Below are 23,236 nucleotides of genomic sequence, written 5' to 3' on the forward strand. Positions count from 1 at the left end.
GTATCGGGCTTCTAAATTGATTCGTGGCCTTGAGCGGCGGCTATTCAGGTCCGGCGGGGATTGAACGGTTCCACGAGTGCGTCAGAATCACACATAGCCGGTAGCGGGTTATCAAAGTCGCCCCACCATAATCCAGGCTCACCGCTCCGTTGGCACCCTATCCGCTCCAGAAGCACTTCGACCTCACCGCGGGTGCACTTGCTATATTCGATAACTATTGTGGTGCCGGGCCCGGCAGCAAGCATCATCAACCCCATAATGCTGTTAAGCCCAACCGACTCCTCGCCACGCCGCGCCGTTACAATGGGAGTTTCTCGACCGACAAAATCTTCCATCCACTTCTCGTAGGATTGGCAGACTTTTGCGGATGCCCTCGCGTGGAGCCCCCTTCGATTCGCGACGCAAACACGTATTTCCGCCCAAGTGTCAGCTTCGACTCTATTCAGAACGGCGTTAATGATGATCCGAACGTTCGTTGGTGAATGCCTGGGATCATCCTTGTGGTAATCATGGATTGAATTCAAGAAAGGCCAATTCCAGTCGTTGCAGGGCAAGTGATAGATGATCCGACCGGGGTCAAGCGAAATCGCCCCTGTAAACTCGGAGAGGTTCTGCACCCCAATGCTTTCCAGATACTTTCCACTCGCAGACTTAACCCCCCGCTGGTGGGTCTCCGCCAACCCGGCCCACATGGAGGCTTGGTCGATGCTCGGCAATCGATTCGGCTTAATCTCGCCGAACCGCTCATAGACAAAGCGTTGAACGACAAAAAAATCCAGAAAGCCTGGCGCAAAGAACTGGATAATGTTCCCGAACGAATTGAAAATACCTGTCGTTTGCAGGTCGAGCGCTAATGAAATGTAGTCATCGTCCTTAGCGCCGGGTCCGATGAAGGTCCGAACGCATCCATCGAATTCAGCGAACGTCAGCGCGTGCCGCCTTTCTTGAAACATCTTCCAGGCGATTTCTTCCATGAAGTCAAGTCGATCGTCCGTGGTGAAGGCCCAGCGTGATCGTCCTTTCTCGATGTCGCGTTCTAGCCAATACCTCACAAAAAGAGAGAATACGTCGGCAAGGCAGCGTACATCCCTGCTGGCCCATGGCCGGCTATGTGCAAGGAGAAACAAGTACAGCGGGCTACGGGCAAGCATCAGATAGTTGAAGCCGAAATCGTGCGACTTCATCTGAGAGAGAAAATCGTTCGCAAATGACTTTTCCAGCTGGTGACTCTCTGCAAACTTCTGGATGTAGGTTTCGATCTGATCGGTGTTGAACTCGCGAAGAATTATGGCGCCGACACTTGGGCGCCGGCCTCCCTCCGGGATGAACTTCGCCATCTCATTCCAGATTGAACTGTCTTGTGGCCTCCTAAATAAAAGCCAGAAGTCTTCAATTCCACGGAAATATGAGGTACGAGCCGTTATCAGCAATTTGTCCGCGCGGGTTGCCGCCTCCAGTATTCGAAGCATGTTTTGCTTCTTCTGCTCACCGTTCATCGCATTCGGCAATTCGTCCAATCCGTCTAGTATTATGAGCGCCCTCTGCGTTCCGTCTCCCAAGGTCTTGGCGAGTTGCTCCGCCTTGGTAACGATCTTAGGCAGGTCGTCGGCATGCCGAAGCTGACGCAAAGCAAAGTAGACTGGCATTACGTTCTTCTGTTGGAGATTGTGCATCAGATAGGCACAAAAGGCCGACTTACCGCTTCCGTAAGCCCCGAGGACAAACAAAATATTTGCCGTCTCATCCTCTATGAAAGTTTCCACAAGCTGCTTAGCCGGGTCTCGGGTGTCGAAAAAGCGCTGCTCCATTTGATCGCCTGGAACGACTGGAATCGCATCTGGCGCAATATAGATATCATGCACATTCAGGCTCTCAGCCAGAGCGCGTGACGCGAGCGAGCCTACAACGTAGCGCTCCAGTGGCGAGAGCTTGAAGAACGATTCCTTGAACTCCTCGAAGCTGTTGACAGAAATTCGGCGACGCTCCGCCGATTCTGCTATCTGATACGTAATCGGGGCAACCGAGACGAGGAGGACGTTCGAGACGCTGGTGTGTGCCTTCGAAAGTTCTACGATAGCATCGATATCCTCAAGACGATCCACTCTGGTTCGCACACACAGAATGAAACGATTTGGAAATACACTGGACGGATCGATAACCATTATGTCGATCTTGTCGGAGCGTTCTTCGATAATCTCGAAGGGAATATTCAGGACAGTCAAGAATGATCTAACCTCCCTGGATATCGAGAGGGGGTGGGCCTTCCGGCTTACGTCTGTTGCGGCAGTTGTTTGGGAGGCACGCAGCGACTCTCGGATTTCCATCACGGTCTGCAGAATTTCTTTCGAGGTCTCGGCGACGCCAAGCGTTGCGAGAAGAGGGTCGTTTGATAGAAAGTACCGCTGGTATGCGTCTAGGAAGCCATCAACGAGCGAACCAAAAACTCCATCCTCTGGTCGATTGTAGACCCAGGATTCCGATCGCTTCCAAAGTTGTTTACGAAGATGGTCGACCAGGGATTGCGTTGGCTTTGAGCGAAAATATTGGACGAAATCATTACGCGTCAGACGAAGGTTGGTGACAACGTGTTCGTAGGACGCCGGCAACAATCTTTCCTCATATTCTTCGCGCAATTCTTCCTGGGCAAAATTAAATGCGCGTTCGTTATTGATCACCCCATTGAGAGCATCTAGCACCAACTCAAATGCCTTTTTCGTGCCAAAAGACGCCAGCTGTTGGCCGATGATCTCGAAAATCATGCTCGCTGCCCTCAAAGCCAATCTCAGACAACCCTATAATTTCCTAACCATCAGGGATTGCAAGTAGTCAACTGCAACTAACTTCTGGTGACAGGTCGCCCAGCGCCGCCCCCTCAGGCGGGGGTCAAACAGAGTCGTTACTTCGAGAAGCCCTTACTTCGGACTAGGTCTGACTCATATGTGGAACGGCCCGGGCTGCAAGATCTTTCTCTGGGTTGAACAAGGGATGACGGTGCGGTCATATGTTCGGCCTGTGAACGCGGCGCCTGGCCGCTGGCCACGATGATATCCGCGGAAGCAATCGCCCAATCAATTTCTCGCGCTCGAAGCGCAGTGAGTCAGGCGGTCTGATTGCTACCGGGAATGTCGTCATTCGGGGGTTCATCCAGATTTGCACCTTGCCTCCTCGGCAGCTTTCTTCTTCCGCCGGAGAGCTCTTAAGATTAGGTTTTCAGCATTGCAGCCGGCGCCTGATAGACGCCGCCTCTGACCAGCAAGGCCCAGATGGTGCGCGCGATCTTATTGGCGAGCGCCACCGATACGACCTTGACCGCCTCACAAATGGCTTCAGCATCCGCCACGTCGGTCTTGTTTCGTTTGACGTAAGGCTTCACGTAGGCTGGCGGCATCATGCGGACAGAGTGGCCCAGCGCCGCGATCTCGCGTGCCCGGTGATGTGCACTCGCGCAGGCCTCCATGCCTACTAAGCAAGCTGGTAGGCTCCGAAAGAAGGGCAGAGCCTGGGATCGCCGCAATGTGCGGCGAACCAAGACTTTCCCGTTTTCGGCGATGCCGTGAACTTGAAAGATCGACGTGGCCAAATCCAAACCCACCGTGATAATCTTCTCCATGGAACGGTCCTTCCTTTGTGGCGCCTCTCTGCGCGACCACGTTAGGCAATTTTGATGCCGGTTCGAAGGGCCGTTCCACACCATCAATCTTTGGAAAGGTCGTCCAAAGTGCCGGCGGCTTTGGCCGATATTCGCGCAGCCGATGAGGACGGCAACGTCCGGAGCCTCGATGGTGGTGCCGGTGACCAGATGGTCAACGACATCTATCTGCGCGGCGAATTTCCGCCTCCCGGCAAGGCTCGCGCGCCGAGGCCGGGCGCAAAACCACTCGATCGTTACCACAACTGCGTCAGCGCGCTCGGAACGGCGATGGACGCCGTTGATCGGGCCCCGATCTCGGCGCGGTGGCTGGCGATGATGGTCGGCCGCTGGTCGATGCGCGGCGTCGAACAGCGCACCTGCGCAGCTTGGCGCCAACTCTTGGAGCGGATCGACGACGAAATCGTTGTCTGGGCGAGGACATACCAACGCACGATGGGCGTCGTCACCTCCTCGCAGACCCGCTCCGCAGAGGACGGCGAACAGTCGGAGTTGTTTGACGACGAGGCTCAGGCCCATCCTATCGAACAGTGGGACGCCGACACCGACGAACAGGTACCGGCGCAATAATCGGATCGGGCCGCGCGAAGAGCGCGGCCCCCAACTCGACCTCTGCGATCGTAGTGCGCCGACGGAATGCGATCCGCAACGAGACAACGAACAAGACAAGCTCTTGTGTTGCATGGGAGCATCGATTCGATGACGCCTAAATTCGAGTCGCGCGTTGCATTCAGAGACCGTCCGTGATCACGACCACGCTGTAGCCGTAGGAGCCACTGACTGATCGCGCAGTTGTGACGTACCCTGATTTCCAGGAATTGGGGCTGAGGGCCTGTACCGTAACCAGCAACCGTGCCAGGAACCCGAATGGTGCCAGTCCTCTTCTAGCGCAAAACACGCATCGCCCAGCTGTCGACCGCTCGCCGGTCAAACCGTTCTCTAAATCCATTTATTTTAAGACAGGGCGCGGACTACACATCGACGTTTTACTTGTTGACTTCTTCCGCCACTGGAAAATCACGCCCGAGATCTTCTAGCTTATCCGGCGCAATTCTCCCGGGTGAGAGCCTCGCCAGTTCGATGGGCAGGCGCGCGTCGAATCGCGCGAGCTCATCAAGAAGTGGCTGGAAGTAGATCTCTTCGAGTAAATCACCTTTTTTGGACTGGGCGTTGATCAGCTCGGCAAGGCGGGCAATATCAAGTTTCCCCATTATTGCAGACCACACGGCTACATTCGTAGAGCGCAGCTCCCGCAGAAGCTCTGCTGCACCTGAGTAATCAACAAATGAGGTTTCACGACCTCTAGCATAGAATTTCCCAAGAACGTCCGGGTCATTGAAAGTATCGATAATGAGTTCCGGAGCCAATTTGGCCAGATCTACCAGGGCCTCCTTTGGCCAAAAGTCGGTATTCCTATCCAAGAGCGCGGCCTTCAGATCGTCGACCGAGATTTGAGAGACGGCAGCTGCCGTCAGGGTTGGATCGAGCCCTTCGATCGTCTTCAGAATTTCTTCAATCGGGTAAATGTTGCGTTCGACTCTTATGCGACTCGCGAGCCAGCTTGGGCCCATGTTGCGAAGCACAGAGCGAGAGCGATCGGCTGAGATCATCGCAAAAAACTTGAAGGCACGCCCAAGGTCCCCAAATTCTGTCTTTCCAAGCAGCTTCGCCAACGTTTGATCGTCGAACCTACCAAGTATCTCTTTCGCAAGATCCGGAGATTTTTCTGACAGAACTTCTAAGTCGATCATTCTCTGTCCAGGATTCCTTGCGAAAGAGCTAGCTAGGTAATTCCTCAATTTCGTTCGAGCACTGGGTATGCTTCTATCGATGGCTGAGGCGAGCCCCGCGATATCGTGCTTATCATCCAACAATTTGAAAACTCGATCCGGACCAACGGCTCGCGCGAACTCGGCCCCAAGGCGCGGATCCCAATTCGAAAGTGTAACAAGGCATTCTTCGAGTTGCGAGCTATCCAGCTTAACCGCGTTTGGCGCAGAAAAAAAATGAAGCTGCCGCAGGACGACAATCAAGCCGCCAACATCCGGCTTCAAGTCCGGATCCTTACTTTGCTCGGAATACAACCAACTTCTCTCACAGGGCAGTGCTTGAGCGACCGACGCAGGAGATTTCATCAGTTCAGCGATCGGTGTCTTTCCAACAAGTAGTTGGGCTGCATCTTCAGGCACAGTTTCGAGTGCGAAGCGCAGAAATGTCGCAGCCTCCTTTAGGCTCTCGATCCTTGTTTGAACAGGGCGACCATGGCCGAGAAGTTTACGCGCAAAGGCTCGCTTTGTCGCATCATGGGAACCAATCTCTTTGGCTAGGGCGTTAAGATCGGAAGGTGTTGCAATGTGGAAAAAGATCTGCGCTGCCTCAGGGGTTAATTCTTTCCGGGTTCGAATCCATGCCGCCGTCGCAGGCGTGATTTCGACTGAACCCAATCTCGACAGCAGTGATACGGGGAACGGGTTTGTTTGGTATTCCGTCCTGGCCTCCTGGAGCCAAGCTTTGAATGCGACTCCGTCCGATGCGTACAGTACCCGCGCCAGCCGGTATTGCATCTCAGTTTCCTTGGTGCGGGTATAGAGACGCAACAAGGTCGTCCAATTCGTTTGGATATAACTCCGCGCTCGATCCTGCTCGAAATCGTACCACTCCAACAACGGATGGGCGCCGTCGGTGGTCGAGGAAGCTGATATTACCCAGGAGCGAAATCGTCCTGCGTCTGCTTTGAAAAGCATCTGCGCCACTGCCGACTTTTCGATCGGCTTGGCGGAGTTGTGGAGGCTAACGACATGCTCCCAAAGCCTCTCTCGGATCGCACGCGATAACCTATCTGGTTCGTACCGACGAAAGCGCAAGAGACTTTGTACATCTAGATTGTTTTGGAAGTTTTCGGACGTACTCGCGCCGTAGGCTGACGCGAAGTACGCTGAAGCATCGTCAAGGTTCTCGGCTCTGTTCTTGGCTTGAGCCGCCGCGGCCATGCACCACGGGCACATCGTGCTGAACTTCTGTACTTGGCGCCGCTGAAACTTTATTTCGAGGTCCAGCTCCCGTGCACTTGATGCCACTATGGCTTCGGATGTCTTTGACCGGATGGCTGCAATGCCCGCAACCAAGAGGGCTCGATTCACCGGATCCTCTTCGGCCTGTATTCGCTTCTGAAATTCCTCGGCGCCAATCGCGTCAACGAGAGCGGTGGACATGCTCGGGTTTATGCGAGCGACCGCAAGTAAAAGTAGGCCAAGTCCGCGACTCCGCTGCTCCTCCCGGATTCGCAATTCCAGGTCTGACAGCTCAAGTGTTGAGAACACCTGCTGCGCCTTGGGTAGACTGGCACTCGATAGTCCCCACATAACTGAGGCCAGATCATTGGTCGCCACGGCCTGATCAACTTTTCGAAGTTTGTCAGTTCCGATTCCATTGACGATTTCTCCGGCTACTGCCGGCGAAATCGACGCAACGACTTCAAAAAACCATCCGATCTTGGCGACCGCGCCTTCTGCCGCCACACGAGCGCTGAATAGGTCGCGATCCATCCCGCTCACGACGCGTGCGGCGATGCTGTGATCAGCTCTTTCAAGGGCCCAAAGGAGACTTCCGATCTTTCCCAGATCTTCCTCAAGTGAAACTCTTTCGCCAATGAACGACACTTGAAGCGCGGCTACGGCGTCCGCGGCAGCGGAGCGATCAGTCTCAAGAATACCCACAATAAGCCAAGCCACCTCTTTCAAAGACGAATTCGCCGAGAGCAGCTCGCCTACTCTTGGTTTTATGCTCTGAAGGAGAACAAGTCCGTCAGCAGCTGTCGCGACTCTCGACTGAAGTAGCTGATCGACCGACAAGTCGATGTCGCGAGTGGTCCTTTGGCCAGATGCCCGGAAGGCGAGAAGCGCCCGCCCCACTCTTCCAGGCGAAGAATCGGTCGCAATCAGCTTCGCGACGGCCTCGAATGCTCCCGCTCGTTTCACAGCCCATATGGAGGGTGGCCGCGCCGCCAAGTTCATCACCAACGCACCATAATCATATATGCCGAAACGAACGGCCTCGCGAACCAAAGCGTTGCCGATGTCTGGAGATCCCACCCGCCGAGCGAGTTCCAATTCGACCTCTTTGTTGCGCGTGATGGCTGCCAAAAGCACATTGGACAGCCCGGGCAAGTCGAGAATGACGCCCGTTTCGGTTACGGTTATCAATCCCCGTTCCAGTGCGGCAACGAGCACCTCAGGTTTGAAGGCAAGTCGATCTGTAAAGAAAGCTCTGGGTAGGGAAACCCCGTAGTGAGAAAAGAAGGCCACCGTAGCGACTAACGATGCGAGCTCGGTGTTAGATGACGCGATTGACCCAACAGTCTCATCAAGAGCCCCAACCATGGGGCCGGGCTTGCTTTTTGTATCGGGCAAGCTTTTTCCATCCCAGTTTCGAAGCGATGCTGCCACTCGCCAAACATTTACCGCCCCCTGGGCCCGAGCAGTCCGAAAATCGTAGTCAGACTGCGAGTCGACCATCTCATCACTGCCAAGCTCGAGGAATGCCGCAACAACTCGCGTGCCAACCGGCCGATGCAGCACCAGCTCGGCATATTGCCTCACCAGCTGCTTCGCGATTGCCGAGCCGACGATTGTGGTACGCGGCATAGAAACGAACAAATCTTCGCCATATGGTCTGCGCTCCAAGAAGGTCCTGATCGTAGGCTCGACAGATACGATGACCCTTAGCTGTTTGGTACGGGTTTCTACTTGGTAGAGCAGATCCCTCACCATATCCGGATGATAATGGGCATTCTCCAAAATGATGACAGATGATGATGATTCCAGCCGGTCCCAGTCGAGGTCCAGGTTGTCGCTAACGGCCCACTCTCGAACATCGGAAAAATAAACCGGGCTGTTCTTTGTCGCCAATGTCCAGCCAAGAAATCGTACGAACTGCTCACGCCAGGCGGAGAACTCACCTTCGACGACATGAAATCGATACTTATCCAGGGCGGTCGCGATTGATTTCGCCGCTTCTGCAGCGAACGGGTGAAAGCCACCTTGAAAGTCGGACCAAGTTGGCCCTGAGGAACGGAAAAAATCCCGTTGAAGTTCTTGCGTTCGTTTGAGAACGATTTCGGCGGTGCGAAGTCTCAGCTGCAAACGCGTCCCGCTGTAGCTTGGGCAATTTATGTTGAGCGTCACGTTGCCGTGCGTATCAGTAACAATCGGGCTACAATTTCCCGCGGTGCTCATCGATGAGGGGGGCGGAGTCGTTGCTGCAACTGCGGCACTCAGAAAGCACTGTACGACGAAGATAATGAGAGCCGAGGTTCTTACCGGCAGACCCATGTTCATACTCCGTGGCAGAATACTTGATGACAACCTAAGCTGGTTTATCGCAAAAATCGCGGCCTTTAGGCCGGCGTCAGATACTTTTTACCTATCGCAGCTGGCTGGCGAGTATGGAGACTTGCTCGCATCGACCACCCGCGCTAGATCTGACGTTGTTGTTCCTGTCCGGTATTGATGGCAGCGATCCAATTCGACCGCCGCTTGAGAACCCTAGCACAGGGAATAACGACGCGGCTGCCCAACGATGTTGCCATTTCGGAATAGGCGCTGCCCGCCTAGGAGTAACGCCACTTTATTTTCGACGCTCGGCGGAGCTGTTGTAGTCAATCCTTACGTCTCCATGGCTATCCTTGACGATAGGACTTTGAGACCCAGTAGTGGATATCGTTTGCGGCCCTTTCTGTTGAAGCGCGAGGAAATTGCTTTGAAGAATTGCAAGAATGGCGGCGATCGGTACCCCGACCACGACGAGAGCCACCACTCCGGTCAAGAACCACCTCAACGGTATACGAAATAGCGCGAACCTGGCCGGTGACGTTTCCCGTGATCTGTCGGTCGGAGAGAACTCGATCGCCTCTCCGGCGACCGCAGAAACCCAGTATTTGTTGACAAAGCTCGGCTCGAAGAAGGCGCTATGAGTGATCGCGTGAAAGCGATCACGAACATTGAAGGAGCCAAATCCGTAGGTGCCGCTGGCGCCGTATCCCCAGCTTATAGATCGAGCTATCACGGGCCACACATCTTTCAGGCCGCATTCGTTTATTATTCCGTCTCGCTTGTTCGCACTGAGGATTTGATTATCCACACGCCTCCAATCGAAATCTTCGGGTACGATCGAGCCACACAGTATGATTCTATGGAAGGTGAAATAAGGATTCTCCAACAGGATGCGGGACAGCGCGTAAGTCCCGTAGCTATGGGCGAACACGACTAACCTGTAGTCTTTGAATTGCTCACGAATGCCTTCGATTTGCTTCCGCAGTCTTTCAATCGGCGGATTTCTGCATAATCCAAAAGGGCACCAAAAACGCACGAGATCGAAATAGCCGTACTTGAGTGGAATAACGGTGGCGCCTGTTTTCTTCTCGATAATCGGCGCGACGCTCTTCTGCCACCAAGCTTGCGTTCTGATTCCGTGTATAAGAACCACAACCGTCTTGGTCTTGCCTTCGGCCGCGATAGTTGCGTTGCTTGGTTCCATACTCCGCCCCGCGAGATCGGAATTTGCGAGTTTGGGCTTAGAATATCGCATACCGAGTGCGAGCGGGGAAGCCACATCAATACGACGACCGGCCACGCCGCAGATTTCGCAACGCGCGCCAAGCTCTTTGATGATCTTCCCGCGCAGCATTCCCCATCGTCTTTTGTCGACCCCTTCATTTTGATCTGAGATTTCGGTTCGACAGCTACCTTCAATCGAAGCTGCAGCTTGGGTGGAACTAGCTGTGTTGGCTTTCCAGCCGCGAACTTCTTTCCCATGTTCGATCTTATGGCAGTGCGGGCTAGGCGCGAAGGCCGGCCGTGGTCGAAACGCGTGCTATGGTATCGATCGTGTTCGATCGGGATCATCACGCACAATCACGGACGACAGTCCCCACTCTCCGTCCCCTACCGAGCAAAGCGGGTCGAAAAACGTCGAAAGCACAAATGGATACGACGATGCGACGCCTGGTGCACAACCACCCCTCAGGCGATCCCTCGCCCTCGCAGGCCGACATCCAGATGACCAAGGCGATCATCGACATCGCCAAGCCGCTCGGCATCGCCGTCCACGACCACATCATCGTGGGCAAGAGCGGGCATGCGAGTTTGCGCGGGATGCGGTTGATCTAGTAACAATATCGCGGATCGACCGGGACATAGGAGCCGTCCCGGCGCTGCATGTAGCAGCCGCGCTGATAGGCGTAATAGCCGGAGCGGCGGCGTTCGCCCTCGGAGGCGATCGCGGCGCCCGTGCCGGCACCGACGACAGCGCCGATGGCGGCTCCGCGGCCTCCGCCGATGGCGCCACCCACGATCGCTCCACCGACGCCGCCGAGGATGGCACCGCCAATTGCGTCCTGCGCCGCCGCTTCATGAGCCGGCATCGCGATTACGACCGCCAGACATGCCGCGATAGCGAAACTTCCAATGCGAAGACCTCGAAGCATGCTCGCCCTCCCCTGTGGTCAGACGAGTCATAGCGCCGCAACCGGATTCGGACCAGAAAAATCACCATGCCGGGACCCGGCACGTCTCGCGATGGCGTCGGAGGCTCGGCTCGAAGGCGGCTCAGGCCATGCCGCGTGCGCCGCGCGGCCGGATGCTTCATCTCATGCATCGACCCAGCGCTGCACGGCCTCGGCGGTGTCGGCCGGCGTGGTGTTGAAGCAGATCGCCGCATCCGGCGCCAGGCGGTGGACGAGGTTGAGCACCTTCTCGAACAGCAGCAGGCGCTCCTTCGGCTCGCGCAGCCCCGCGCCGATCACGATGCAGTCGAAATTCTCCTCGCGCAACGCCGCCGTGACGGCGGCTTCCGCCGCGGCATCGAGATCGATCAGGCAACTCGTGACCTCGTAACCGAGATCGCGCAGGCGCAGCAGCTGCGCATCGATATAGTTGCGCACGAGCTCCGGCGTGAGCTGCGGGAATGCGCTGTAGTCCGCATTGCCGGGTTCGATGCCGATCGCGAGGACGCGCGTGGACATGCAGGGCTCCTTGGCCGGACTGTCTCGCGTCGCTAACGGGGCAGCGGCCCTGCCGGTTCCCTCGCGGGCGGCCGCCCTGATCCCGGTCCTGCCGCTCATTTTCCCGGCGAGGTTGTAACCCACTTCACACGCGGCGCCGCGGCGGCCTGCCAGACTTGCGGGAGATCACGCTGGCCTCACGCCCTGATCACGGCACCCGGTTCACTTCGTCTGACGCGGAGTTGCGATAGTTCATTCATTGTGGGAGCGGAAAATGATTTCATTCGAGAGTTTGAAAAGCGAATACGAGCGCAATTGGTCCAATCTCGAGATCCGGCCTTCGCGCCTGTCCGACGCGAATGCGGTCGCGCGCAAGGCCATCAACGGCAAGGCGACCTATCAGCAGATCGAACGGTTGACCGGCGTCCCCTGGCATTTCGCTGCCCTCTGCCATTACCGCGAGTCCAATTTCGATTTCGACACCTATCTCGGCAACGGCGAAACGCTTCATCGCGTGACGGCGCTCGTTCCGAAGGGGCGCGGTCCGTTTGCCACGTTCGTGGACGGCGCCGTAGACGCCTTCAGGATCGAGAATTTCGTCGGCGCTCACGACTGGGGGATCGCGCGGATTCTGTTCCGGCTCGAAGCGTTCAACGGCTTCGGCTATCACGCCAAGGGCTGCAATTCGCCCTATCTCTATGGCGGTTCGACGCTGTATGGCCCGCCCGAGGCAAGGGCCGGCAAATTCGTTCGCGATCACGTGTTCGATTCGAACCACGTCGATTCCCAGCTCGGCACCGCGGTAATCCTGCATGCCATGATGTCGCTGGATTCCTCGATCACCCTCGACGACAGCCCGCAATTCGCGAGCCGCGCGGAGCCGGAAGACGACGCGGCGTCGACGATCGTTCTCATGCAGCAGGCGCTCAACAAGCTCGGCGCCAATCCGCCGCTCGCCGAGGACGGCATCAGCGGACCGAAGACCAGAACCGCGGTCTCGCAATTTCAGCAGCAGAACGGCCTGAGAGATACCGGACTTCTCGACGGCGCCACGGTCGCCGCCCTCACGCGCGCGACGCAGTCGGCCCCCACCGGACCGACCGGCGATGTGTCCCGGATCATGAAGCGGCTCGAGGACCTCGCGCAATTGCTGCGGCCGCCGGTCGGCGGTGTGACGCCGGCAACGACTACATCGGGCAATACACTGCCCGCCACCAATGATCCGATCAGCCTGTTCGAACGGCTCTTCTCCCTCGTCAACAAGACATCCCCCATGCCAGGCCCCCTCACCCCGACCAGCACCGCTCCCGTCGACCAGTTGAAGCAGGTCGTCGACCTGCTCGGCACCTTGCTCAACCGGGACGGCAAGCCTGTCCTCGGCCAGGTCAATGGCGCGCTCGGCGATACCATCGGCAAGATGCTCGACGGCAAGAAGACTGCGCTCGGCATCGGCGGCTCGCTGATCACGGCGCTGCTCTCGTCGGTGACGGCGAGCCCCAACGCGGGAGGCATTGCCGGGTTGCTCGGGACGCTCGTGTCGGCGGTGCCGGGCCTCGGCCAGTTCGCGATGCCGATCTCGCTGGCGCTCACGGCCTGGGGCATACTCGGCAAGATGGAGAAGTGGGCCCAAGGCACCGCGCCGCCGCCCAGGCCGACGACCTAGAGACACTGGTCGCGCAGCGCCGCGGCGCGACGCTGCATCAGCGCGCGCTCACGCCCATTGGTCGCAAGAGTAGCGGCAGCCTCGAACGCCAGCAGCGCCTCTGCGAGATGCCCGAGCTTTTGCAGGAAGTCGCCGCGAACCGCCGGCAGATGATGATAGGCCGTCAGCGCCGGCTCGACGGCGATTGCGTCCAGCACGTCGAGCCCGGCTTGCGGTCCCTCCGCCATGCCGACCGCGACCGCGCGATTGAGCTCGATGACCGGCGAGCGCACCAGAAGCGCCAACGCGGCATAGAGCTGCGCGATGCGCCGCCAGTCCGTGCCTGCAGCAGAATCCGCCGCCGTGGCATGACACGCCGCGATGGCGGCCTGAAGCGCGTAAAATCCTCCGGCGCCGCCGAGCTCGCAGGCACGTTCGAGCGACCGCAGGCCGTGACGAATCTGCAATTGATCCCAGAGCGTGCGATCCTGGTCCATCAGCAGAATGGGATCACCATTCGCATCGGTGCGCGCACGCGTACGCGAAGCATTCAGGTCCATCAGGGCGATGAGGCCGTGAACTTCCGGCTCGTCCGGCGCCAGACCGACGAGCACCCGGCCCATGCGCAACGCCTCGTCACAGAGCTGCGGCCGCAACCATTCCTCTCCCCGCGCCGCGAGATAGCCCTCGTTGAAGATCAGATAGACAACCTCCAGCACCGAGGCGAGACGCTCCGACAGAGCTTCGCCGCTCGGGGTCTCGTAGGCGAGGCCGGATTCCGACAGCGTTCGCTTGGCGCGGACGATGCGCTGCGAGATCGTTGCTTCCGGCACGAGGTAGGCGCGCGCAATCTCCGATGTGGTCAAGCCGCAGATCATGCGTAGCGCCAGCGCCGCGCGGGCTTCGCGCGACAGGATCGGATGACAGGCCGTGAAGATCAGCCGCAACAATTCGTCGCCGATGTCGTCGTCGAGCGCGGCATCGAAATCCGGCACGGTCGCCTGCTCCTGCAACATGTCCCGCGCCAGCATGTCGTGCTTCTCCGCGAGCATCTTGCCGCGGCGCAAATGATCAAGCGCGCGGCGCCTGGCAGCGGTCATGAGCCAGGCGCCGGGATTTTCGGGCACGCCGACGATGGGCCAGGATTCCAGCGCCGCAACCAGCGCGTCCTGGGTCAGCTCTTCCGCCAGCGGCACGTCGCGCAGCATCCGCGACAGCGTGGCTATCAGCCGCGGCTGCACGACGCGCCAAGTGGCGCGGATGACACGATCGATGTCGGTGTCGGCGGCCGTCATCGCCGCCGAAGGAGACGAGCGGAGTTGTCCATCAGGCGTGGGCGGCGACCCCTGCACGCGCGTTGACCTCACAGGCCACGTCCACGCCCGGCGTCGCGAATGCCCGCAATTCGCAGGTGCCTTCCCAGCCCGGCATGTGGTCGAGGTGCAACTGCATGAATTCCTTGGCCATCGCCAGGGCCTCGTCCTTGTCGCGCAATTCGAAAATGGCATAGCCGCCGATCACCTCCTTGGCCTCCACGAACGGGCCGTCGATGACGCTGAGCTCGCCGTCAGCGACATACACCCGCGCGCCGGTCGCAAGCGGCATCAGGCCGCCATTATCGAGCATCCGGCCGGCCTTGATCTCCCGTTCGGAAATCCTTTGCATCGCCTCCGCCAGCGCCGGGGACGGCCCTGCCAGGGGCTTCGGAGAAGTAACGATGTACATGAAGCGCATGCAAAACTCCTGTTGAGGCGAGACGCGGCCAGTTCGGCCGCGAAATCAGCTCGCTATTGGGATGACGATCCAGCCGGCGCCGGATCGACATCAGGAACGGGAAAATTGCGAGGCCGGGCGAACGCTACTGACGCAGCATGATCAGGGGATCGGCGGTATCGGGGACGCGCCGCCATTGCGCGTTGTCGTCGGCCTCGAACTGCCAGGCCTCACCGGCCTTCGACAGCAGGATGATCTGGCCGCGGTCGAGCCGCCATTGCGTCGGGTTGAACTGCGCGATCGCCGCATCGCATTTCGGCTTGAGGAAGACCTGGAAATTGTCCGGCCCGGCTTCCGTGTTGGTCAGCGTCAGCCCGCAGACCGGCTGGCCGTTGCCGCGCACGATCGACCAGTCGCCGATCATCTGGTCCATCGACTTTGCCATCGAGCGGGCGGCGGCAAGGTCCTGCAGGATGTAGACGCCCTCGCCCTGCCGCAGGCCCTCGAAGATGCCGGCCTCGACCTCGGTGAAGTCGATCACGGCTTCACCACTCGAATCCTGCAAGCGGACGATGTCGAGACCTCTGACGCTCCAGGCGACGATGTCCTTGGTGAAAGGCAGCGCGGCCTTGCAGGCCGGCTCCAGCTCGAGCTTGAAGCCTTGAGCGGCGGCGTCCGCCTTGAGCGTGACGACGCAGGTCTTGCTGCGCTCAGTGGTCGAGAGCTCCCACTGCCCGGGCATCTCCTTCTTCAGGGTCGTTGTATCCTGCGCCTGCGCGATGCCGATCGCGGCAACGCATGCCGCGATCACAGATGCTAGGACCCGAAGACCTCCCATCAGCGTCCCCTAAACGGCGTTTCCGCAACCGGCGTCAATGGCGCCTTGCCTGAGAACCAGGACTTGAGATTGTCGACCACGAGCTGATCCATCGCGTTGCGCGTCACCACCGAGGCCGAGCCGATATGCGGCAGCAGCACCACGTTCTGCATGGTCTTGAGCTCGTCCGGCACGTTCGGCTCGGCCGCGAACACATCGAGGCCGGCGGCAAGAATGGTGCCGGACTTGAGCGCCTGGACCAGCGCCGGTTCGTCGATCACCGAGCCGCGCGCGACGTTGACCAGCACACCGCGCGGGCCGAGCGCCTTCAGCACCTCGGCGTTGATCATCTTGTTGGTGCTGGCGCCACCGGGCACGATCACCATCAGCGTGTCCACTGCCTTCGCCATGTCGATCAGGTCGGGGTAATGCTTGTAGGCGACGTCCTTGGACGGATTGCGGGTGTGATAGACCACCGGCACCAGCGAGGCATCGAGCCGCCGTGCGATCGCCTGTCCGATCCGGCCCATGCCGACGATGCCGACCTTGCGGTCGCGCAGCGAGCCGACGCTGAGCGGATAGTTCTGGGTCTGCCAGAGTCCGGAGCGCACATATCGGTCGGCCTTGATGAACTCACGCACGGTAGAGATCAGAAGGCCCATCGCGACGTCGGCGACCTCCTCGGTCAGCACGTCGGGCGTATTGGTGACGATGATGTTGTGCTCGGCGGCGTATTTGGCATCGACGTGGTCGTAGCCGACGCCGAAGCTCGCCACCATCTCGATCTTGGGCAATTGCGACAGCGAATTCTTGTCGGCGCGCACGGTGTGATAGGTCACCGCCACGCCGCGGATCTTTTCGCGGATTGCCGGCGTCAGCCGCTCGAGATCCCCCCACGTCTCCGCCTTGTGCACGACGAAATGATCGGAAAACCCGTTCTCGAGGATCGGCCGGACCGGCCCATAAATCAGGAGGTCGATCTTTTCGGACGAAATCGAACCGGTGGTCATCAGTTGTCCTTTCCAAGCGCGCTCTCGTGCCAGCGCCGTAAAACGAGGTGGGAAACTAGCGCCAGCACCCCATAGATGACAATCCCGGCCAGCGACAACAGCAGCAGCGCTGCGAACATGCGGGGTATGTTCAGGCGGTAGCCGGATTCTGCGATACGGTAGGCGAGCCCGGAGCCGGCGCCGGCCGTTCCCGCCGCGATTTCGGCCACGACCGCGCCGATCAGCGACAGGCCGCCGGCGATACGCAGCCCGCCGAGAATATAAGGCAGCGCCGCCGGCAGCTTGAGAAAGCGCAGGGTCTGCTGCGGCGAGGCGCCATAGAGCTGGAACAGGCCCGCGAGGTTGCGATCGACCGAATTGAGCCCGAGCGTAGTGTTCGACAGCACCGGGAAGAAGGCGACGATGAAGGCGCAGACCACGACCGCGGTCTGCTGCTCCAGATAGATCAGCAGCAGCGGCGCGATCGCGATGACAGGCGTAACCTGAAGCACCACGGCATAGGGGAACAGCGATGCTTCCACCCATTTGGACTGGTTGAACAGCAGCGCCAGCGCGATGCCGCCGATGCTGGCCGCGACAAAACCTTCAAGCGTGGTCAGCAGCGTCGCGGCAAGCGATTGTGACAGCACCGCCCAATCCTTGATCAGCGTCAGGAAAATGACCGAGGGCGCCGGCAGCACGTAAGGCGGGATGTCCTTGATGCGGACCACGAGCTCCCAGGCGAGCAGGCCCGCCGCGAACACGATGACGGGCAGCACGAAGCGCACCGCGCGTTTTGCGCCGGACGGCCTCGCCGTGACGGAAGCTTGCGCGTTCATAGCGTCGACTGCCCTGCATAGGACGGCGCCAGCGCCGCCGACACTTTCCGGCAATAATCGGAATAGGCGACTGAAGTGCGAAACTCCTCGCCACGCGGCTCGACCGTCTCGATGCGGAAGTCGGCCTGGATGCGGCCCGGCCGCGCCGTCATGACTACCACGCGCTGCGACAGATAGACGGATTCGAACACCGAATGCGTGACGAAGATGACGGTCTTGCCGAGCCTGCGCCACAGCGCGAGCAAATCGTCGTTGAGGCGGAAGCGCGTGATTTCGTCGAGCGCCGCGAACGGCTCATCCATCAGGAGGATATCTGGGTCTGTGACGAGCGCGCGCGCCAGCGACACCCGCATCTTCATGCCGCCGGAGAGCTCGCGGGGAAAGGCGTCGGCGAAATCGGCAAGCCCGACGCTTGCCAGCGCCTCGTCGGCACGCGCGCGCGATTCCGCCTTCGGAACGCCTGCGAGCTTCAGCGGCAACCGCACGTTCTCGCGCACGCTGGTCCAGGGCATCAAGGTCGGTTCCTGAAACACGAAGCCGATGCCATGACCTGGTTGAACATGACCTGGCTGGGGTCCGCCCTCGCGACGCGCCAGCCTCACGATTCCTGACGACGGCGCGCTGAGCTCCGCGATCAGCCGCAGCGCCGTCGACTTGCCGCAACCTGACGGACCGAGCAGCGAGATGAACTCGCCCTTGCGCACCGCAAGATCGAGCGGGCCGAGCGCCAGCACGCCGTTATCATAGGTCTTTGTCACGCCGCGCAGGCTGACAGCCAGGGCCGTCAGGCCGGCCTCGACCCCCGCCGACGTTTGGACTGATGACATCGGCCTTGCGCTACGGCTTGCTCGGGCGCAGCTCGGCGCCGACGCCCTTGTTGACGAAGCGCAGCGTATAGGATTTGCGGAAATCGAGGTCCGCCTTCACCACGCCCGCCTTCACCATCTTGTTGAAGAAGGAGGTGTAGCGCTCGTCGCTCATCGCGCCGATGCCGTTCTTCAGCGAATCGCCGGAATCGACGATGCCGTACTCCTTCATCTTGGCGACAGAATAGGCGAGCAGCTCGTCGGTCATTTCCGGATTGAGCTTCTTGATCATGGCGTTGCCCGCGGAATTGTCGCGGTAGATGTAATTGTACCAGCCGACCATGGAGGCATCGACAAAGCGCTGCACCAGGTCGGGCTTCTTCTCGACCACGTCGCGGCGGCTCTCGATCAGGGTCGAATAGGTGTTGAAGCCGTAATCGGCGAGCAGCAGCACGTTGGGCTTGAAGCCGGCGGCCTTCTCGACCGCGAAGGGCTCGGAGGTGACGTAGCCCTGCATCGCGCTCTTGGGATTGGCGATGAAGGGCTGCGGATTGAAATTGTAGGGGCGAACGTTCTTCTCGCTGAAACCGTATTCGGACTTCAGCCATTGGAAATAGCTGGTCATGCCCTCCTTGGAGACGAACAGCGTCAGCGGCTTGAGGTCCTCGATCTTGGTGACCTTGGCATCGGGCTGCGTCAGCATCACCTGCGGATCCTTCTGGAACACCGCGGCGATCGTGACGACCGGGACGTTGTTGGCGACCGCGTCGAACGACATCAGCGTGTTCGCGGCCATGAAGAAATCGATCTTGCCGGCGATCAGGAGCATCCGGTTGTTTTCGTTGGGACCACCGGGAACGATGGTGACGTCGAGGCCGTATTTCTTGTAAGTGCCGTCGGCGACGGCCTGGAAAAAGCCGCCATGCTCGGCCTCGGCGACCCAATTGGTGCCGAAGGTGACCTTGTCCAGGGTCTCGGCGCGCGCCGGGACCACCGAGACGAAAGCGGCCATCAGACCCGCCGTTAAGGCTCGCCGCAGATGAGAGGGGCTCATGATGGGACTCCGTCGATCGCTTCTAGCCGATGTCCAAGCAACGCGATAAAACCGCAAGACATTCAGGGACGCGAGCCGGCCTGGCCCGCGTCCCCTGATACCCCAAATTACGCGACAAATTCGGGCAAAGAAACCTTGATGACGCCTTCCCGCGACTGGACCGAGATCCGCTGGGCCGATGCCAGCCCCGCCGAGGTGTCGCGCTGGATCGCAGTGCTGCCGCTGGCGGCGACCGAGCAGCACGGCCCGCATCTGCCGCTCGAGACCGACGTGCTGATCGCCGACACCTATCTCGCGCGGGTGCGCGAGCTGCTGCCCGAGAGCGCTCCGGCCAGTTTCCTGCCCGTTGAACCGATCGGGATTTCCACCGAGCATATCGACTATCCGGGCACGCAGACGCTGCCGACCGACATCGCGTTGAAAAAATGGACCGCGATTGGCGAAGATGTCGCGCGTCGCGGATTGAAGAAGCTCGTCATCATCACCAGCCATGGCGGCAACAGCGCGGCCATGATGCTGATCGCGCAGGATCTTCGCGCGCATCAGAAGCTGTTCGTGGTGACGACGTCGTGGTCGCGGTTGTCGGGCGCGGACAGCCTGTTCCCGGCCGACGAAGTGCGCCACGGCATTCATGGCGGCGCGGTCGAGACCTCAATCATGCTGGCGCGCTATCCCGATCAGGTACGCGGTGATGCGATCGCGGATTTTCCCGCGAGCAGCATCGCGATGGAGCAGCAATATCGCTGGCTGTCGACGCAGCGACCCGCACCATTCGCCTGGCAGGCGCAGGATCTCAACCCAAGCGGCGCGGTCGGCAATGCGACGCTGGCCGTGGCCGCGAAGGGCGAGCAACTGATCGACCAGGGCGCCCGCGCTTTTTGCGAGCTGCTTGCCGAGGTCGATAACTTCGACGTGAACAGGCTCGCCAAAGGCCCGCTCGGTTAGCGCTTATCCTGCTGGAATCATTCGGGAAAGATTCAAAGTCGAGCTCCGCTTTTGCCGGTTTCGAACCGGACGCGCGGAGCCTCCGTCCAACTCGGTACGCGGGCCACAACGGACCGCCTCAACCCGGATGGAGTTTCACATGTCGATCAAGACCAAGATTTTCGCAGTTGCCCTCACCGCGCTCACCCTGACCGGCAGCGTCGTCGCCACCACCTCGCAGGCGCAAGCCAAGCCGCTCGGCTGGGGCGTCGGCGTCGGCCTGGGCATCGCCACCGCCGCCGTCGTCGGCTCCGCGATCGCCGCCAGCAACGACCCCTATTACAACGGCTATCATCGCTGCGGCTGGGCCGCCCAGTACAACGCCTACGGCCAGTACGTTGGCCGCGTTCGTACCTGCTTCTGATTTTGCGTCCCTGAGGCCGATCTCACGTGGATCCCGCGTCCGACACGGGCGCCTCATCCACCCCGTGTCGTGCCCCCGACCCCGCCCGGATGTCCCCCCGGGCGGGGTCAACTGTTTTTGCGCCTCGGAATTTGTTGCAGTCCCGTCACAGAGCGGTGCGAACCATCCTCTGCGGCAATCCGCATCAGTTGCTATTGCGAATTAATCGCAATAAGGTTCGCAGCAGGCTCAGGAGCTTGGGAAGAAATCGGGCCGGATCGAGATCATCTCGTTCGATCGCGGAGCACCTAATCCTGATGACAGGGTCGCCGCGAATCGGCAGGGATAGTGCGGCGAGTGGACACACTCGCTTTGGGGGCGTGCGTTTTGACGTTGAGGGGTCACCGTTACAGGTATTTGCGGACGGCCGCGGCGATTGCCTCGGGCGTCTTGGCTTTGCCCGCCGCCAGCCGCGCGGCTGATCTGCCGCTGAAGGCACCAGCGCTGAAGGCCGTCTATGACTGGACCGGCCTCTACATCGGTGCGCATGCCGGCTACAGCCTCGGCTCGTCGCGCTCCGCGCTGAACGACGGCACCGGCATCAACGACAGCGGCGTCTTCAGCGGCATGATCGGCGGCGTGCAGGCCGGCTACAATTACCGTCTCAATTCCGGCTGGCTTCTCGGCGTCGAAGGGGATTTTTCTTTTCCGAACTACATCACCTCCAACTCGATCGTTTCCGTCCTGGCGACACCCGCCAACACCGTCACGCAGCAATGGGACTACACCGCGAGCGTGCGCGGGCGCCTCGGCTACACCAGCGGTCCATGGCTGGTCTATGCCACCGGCGGCTTTGCTTGGATGGGTGAGCGCTATTTCGACACGCCAGCCGCAGGCGAAGCAGTCCCGAAAATCCTGAACACGCGGCCCGGCTGGATCGCGGGTGCTGGCATCGAATACGGTTTCGCGCCGCATTGGAGCGCACGGGTCGAATATCTCTACAGCCGCTTCGACGGCGGCAATGTCGCCTTCTCCACGGGCGCCCAATACAATTCTTCATCGCTCGACTTCCAGTCGGTCCGGCTTGGCCTCAACCGCAAGGTCGATTGGCCGGGCATGCCGAGCTACAATCCCAAGAGCTCGGGAATCGGCTCGCTGATCGACACGGAATCGGATCGCTGGGAGATCCACGGCCAGAGCACGTATCTGCCGCAAGGCTATCCTTCGTTCCCCGCCCTCTACACCGGGCCGAACTCGCTCTCGCCATCACGGCAGGCCAAGGCGACCTGGAGCAACAGCCTGTTCCTGAACGCAAAGCTGTGGGACGGCGGCGAGGTCTATTACAATCCCGAACTGCTGCAGGGATTTGGATTGAACGACACCGTCGGTGCGGCCGGCTTCCCGAATGGCGAAGCGCAGAAGTCGAACTTTCCCTATCCGCATTACAACACCTCGCGCCTGTTCGTGCGCCAGACGTTTGGCTTTGGCGGCGAGCAGGAAGAGCTCGCGAGCGGCCAGTTGCAGCTCGGACAGAAGGTCGACGTTTCCAGGCTCACGGTGCAGGCCGGCAAATTCCCCGTGATCGACGTGTTCGACGGCAACGCCTACGCCAAGGACACCCGCAAGGACTTCATGAACTGGTCGCTGTGGGCGCCAGGCGCCTTCGACTATTCCGCCGACAAGGTTGGCCTCACCTACGGCGTCACCGCCGAGCTGAACCAAAAGCAGTGGGCGTTGCGCGGCGGCTACTTCCTGATGGTCGCCGAGTCCAATTCGAATCATTTCGACACCAGGGTCGGCGAGCGCGGCCAGTACGTGCTCGAGCTCGAAACGCGCTTCTCGCTGCTTGGCCAGCCCGGCAAGCTCAGGACCATAGGCTGGCTCGACAGCGCCAATATGGGCAGCTTCCGCGAGACGCTGAACAATCCGGCGCTCAATCTCGACATTGCGCAGACCCGGCGCGGCCGTCTGAAGTATGGCTACGTGCTCAACCTCGAGCAGGCGATCACCGAGGATGTCGGTCTGTTCGGCCGTTGGAGCTGGAATGACGGCAAGACCGAGACGCTGGCCTTCACCGACATTCACCGCAGCCTGTCCGGTGGTCTTTCGATCAAGGGCACGAAATGGGGCCGGCCCGATGACGTGATTGGCGTCGGCGGCGCCATCAATGCCATCTCGCAGGATTATCGCGACTTCCTGGCCGCCGGCGGCCTCGGTGTTCTCATCGGCGATGGCGCGCTCAACTACCGCCGCGAGCGCATCCTCGAAACCTATTACGCCTATGCGCTGAACAAGAATCTCACCCTCACCGCCGACTACCAGCTGATCGTCAACCCCGCATACAACGCTGATCGCGGCCCGGTGTCGGTGTTCTCGGGACGGCTGCACGGCGAGTTCTGAG

General features: G+C 59.8%; 17 protein-coding genes and 2 pseudogenes. 6 read left to right on the top strand and 13 right to left on the bottom strand.

The features are described 5' to 3' along the window. Nucleotides 1-44 precede the first annotated feature (44 nt). Both ABIB90_RS02405 and ABIB90_RS02410 read right to left on the bottom strand, forming a co-directional pair. The gene (locus tag ABIB90_RS02405; RefSeq protein WP_354200099.1) at nucleotides 45-2,759 is read right to left on the bottom strand and encodes an HPr family phosphocarrier protein; all 2,715 of its coding nucleotides are present in this window, start codon (nucleotides 2,757-2,759) and stop codon (nucleotides 45-47) included. Nucleotides 2,760-3,307: 548 nt separating this feature from the next. Continuing rightward, a pseudogene (locus tag ABIB90_RS02410) lies at nucleotides 3,308-3,610 on the bottom strand (IS110 family transposase); the annotation flags it as partial. Between the two features lie 120 nt (nucleotides 3,611-3,730). Between ABIB90_RS02410 and ABIB90_RS02415 the strand changes: the two are divergent. Then, nucleotides 3,731-4,219 (top strand): hypothetical protein, encoded by a 489-nt coding sequence (locus tag ABIB90_RS02415; RefSeq protein ID WP_354200100.1) that lies wholly within the window; start codon nucleotides 3,731-3,733, stop codon nucleotides 4,217-4,219. 416 nt (nucleotides 4,220-4,635) lie between these two features. Here ABIB90_RS02415 and ABIB90_RS02420 read toward each other — a convergent pair whose 3' ends face one another. Continuing rightward, nucleotides 4,636-8,979 carry a hypothetical protein gene (locus ABIB90_RS02420; RefSeq protein ID WP_354200101.1) on the bottom strand — a complete coding sequence of 1,448 codons (4,344 nt, stop codon included), beginning with the start codon at nucleotides 8,977-8,979 and terminating at the stop codon, nucleotides 4,636-4,638. Between the two features lie 295 nt (nucleotides 8,980-9,274). Then, on the bottom strand, nucleotides 9,275-10,333 hold the full coding sequence (locus tag ABIB90_RS02425) for a hypothetical protein (RefSeq protein ID WP_354200102.1): 1,059 nt from the start codon (nucleotides 10,331-10,333) through the stop codon (nucleotides 9,275-9,277). A 314-nt stretch (nucleotides 10,334-10,647) separates the two neighbouring features. Here ABIB90_RS02425 and ABIB90_RS02430 point away from each other — a divergent pair. Continuing rightward, nucleotides 10,648-10,815: pseudogene (locus tag ABIB90_RS02430) on the top strand (JAB domain-containing protein); the annotation flags it as partial. Here the strand turns inward: ABIB90_RS02430 and ABIB90_RS02435 are convergent. Further along, nucleotides 10,812-11,132, bottom strand: a complete 321-nt coding sequence (locus ABIB90_RS02435; RefSeq protein WP_007597793.1) for a YMGG-like glycine zipper-containing protein — start codon at nucleotides 11,130-11,132, stop codon at nucleotides 10,812-10,814. The pseudogene ABIB90_RS02430 and the gene ABIB90_RS02435 sit on opposite strands and share 4 nt — an antisense overlap. Nucleotides 11,133-11,294: 162 nt before the next feature. Then, nucleotides 11,295-11,669 carry a hypothetical protein gene (locus ABIB90_RS02440; protein WP_354200103.1) on the bottom strand — a complete coding sequence of 125 codons (375 nt, stop codon included), beginning with the start codon at nucleotides 11,667-11,669 and terminating at the stop codon, nucleotides 11,295-11,297. Nucleotides 11,670-11,922: 253 nt separating this feature from the next. Here ABIB90_RS02440 and ABIB90_RS02445 point away from each other — a divergent pair, with 253 nt between their 5' ends. Next, a complete protein-coding gene (locus ABIB90_RS02445) occupies nucleotides 11,923-13,311 on the top strand; it encodes a peptidoglycan-binding protein (RefSeq protein WP_354200104.1) in 1,389 nt (462 codons plus the stop codon). Here the strand turns inward: ABIB90_RS02445 and ABIB90_RS02450 are convergent. From ABIB90_RS02450 to ABIB90_RS02480, 7 genes are all read right to left on the bottom strand, one after another. Beyond that, the gene (locus ABIB90_RS02450; RefSeq protein WP_354200105.1) at nucleotides 13,308-14,585 is read right to left on the bottom strand and encodes an RNA polymerase sigma factor; all 1,278 of its coding nucleotides are present in this window, start codon (nucleotides 14,583-14,585) and stop codon (nucleotides 13,308-13,310) included. The genes ABIB90_RS02445 and ABIB90_RS02450 overlap by 4 nt on opposite strands. 31 nt (nucleotides 14,586-14,616) lie before the next feature. Then, a complete protein-coding gene (locus ABIB90_RS02455; RefSeq protein ID WP_007597797.1) occupies nucleotides 14,617-15,024 on the bottom strand; it encodes a YciI family protein in 408 nt (135 codons plus the stop codon). Between the two features lie 124 nt (nucleotides 15,025-15,148). Next, nucleotides 15,149-15,841, bottom strand: a complete 693-nt coding sequence (locus tag ABIB90_RS02460; protein ID WP_007597798.1) for an AprI/Inh family metalloprotease inhibitor — start codon at nucleotides 15,839-15,841, stop codon at nucleotides 15,149-15,151. Next, nucleotides 15,841-16,830, bottom strand: a complete 990-nt coding sequence (locus tag ABIB90_RS02465) for a 2-hydroxyacid dehydrogenase (protein WP_354200106.1) — start codon at nucleotides 16,828-16,830, stop codon at nucleotides 15,841-15,843. The genes ABIB90_RS02460 and ABIB90_RS02465 overlap by 1 nt, the downstream gene beginning before the upstream one ends. Next, the gene (locus tag ABIB90_RS02470) at nucleotides 16,830-17,648 is read right to left on the bottom strand and encodes an ABC transporter permease (RefSeq protein WP_354200107.1); all 819 of its coding nucleotides are present in this window, start codon (nucleotides 17,646-17,648) and stop codon (nucleotides 16,830-16,832) included. Before ABIB90_RS02470 ends, ABIB90_RS02465 begins: the two co-directional genes overlap by 1 nt. Next, nucleotides 17,645-18,475: an ABC transporter ATP-binding protein gene (locus ABIB90_RS02475; RefSeq protein ID WP_354200108.1), complete on the bottom strand. Its 831-nt coding sequence runs from the start codon at nucleotides 18,473-18,475 to the stop codon at nucleotides 17,645-17,647. The genes ABIB90_RS02470 and ABIB90_RS02475 overlap by 4 nt, the downstream gene beginning before the upstream one ends. A 10-nt stretch (nucleotides 18,476-18,485) precedes the next feature. After that, entirely contained in the window at nucleotides 18,486-19,508 is a 1,023-nt protein-coding gene (locus ABIB90_RS02480) for an ABC transporter substrate-binding protein (RefSeq protein ID WP_007597806.1), read from the bottom strand. Nucleotides 19,509-19,646: 138 nt separating this feature from the next. On the opposite strand from ABIB90_RS02480, the gene ABIB90_RS02485 reads away from it, so the two are divergent. From ABIB90_RS02485 to ABIB90_RS02495, 3 genes are all read left to right on the top strand, one after another. Continuing rightward, complete coding sequence (locus ABIB90_RS02485; RefSeq protein WP_219679117.1) at nucleotides 19,647-20,453, top strand: creatininase family protein; 807 nt, start codon at nucleotides 19,647-19,649, stop codon at nucleotides 20,451-20,453. A gap of 139 nt (nucleotides 20,454-20,592) precedes the next feature. Then, nucleotides 20,593-20,856, top strand: coding sequence for a hypothetical protein (locus tag ABIB90_RS02490; RefSeq protein WP_354126995.1), 264 nt, complete (start codon nucleotides 20,593-20,595; stop codon nucleotides 20,854-20,856). 396 nt (nucleotides 20,857-21,252) lie between these two features. Then, complete coding sequence (locus ABIB90_RS02495) at nucleotides 21,253-23,235, top strand: carbohydrate porin (protein WP_354127109.1); 1,983 nt, start codon at nucleotides 21,253-21,255, stop codon at nucleotides 23,233-23,235. Nucleotide 23,236 lies beyond the last annotated feature (1 nt).

It is taken from the genome of Bradyrhizobium sp. JR4.1 (genome assembly GCF_040548605.1).
In the GTDB taxonomy this organism is placed as follows: Bacteria; Pseudomonadota; Alphaproteobacteria; order Rhizobiales; family Xanthobacteraceae; genus Bradyrhizobium; species Bradyrhizobium canariense.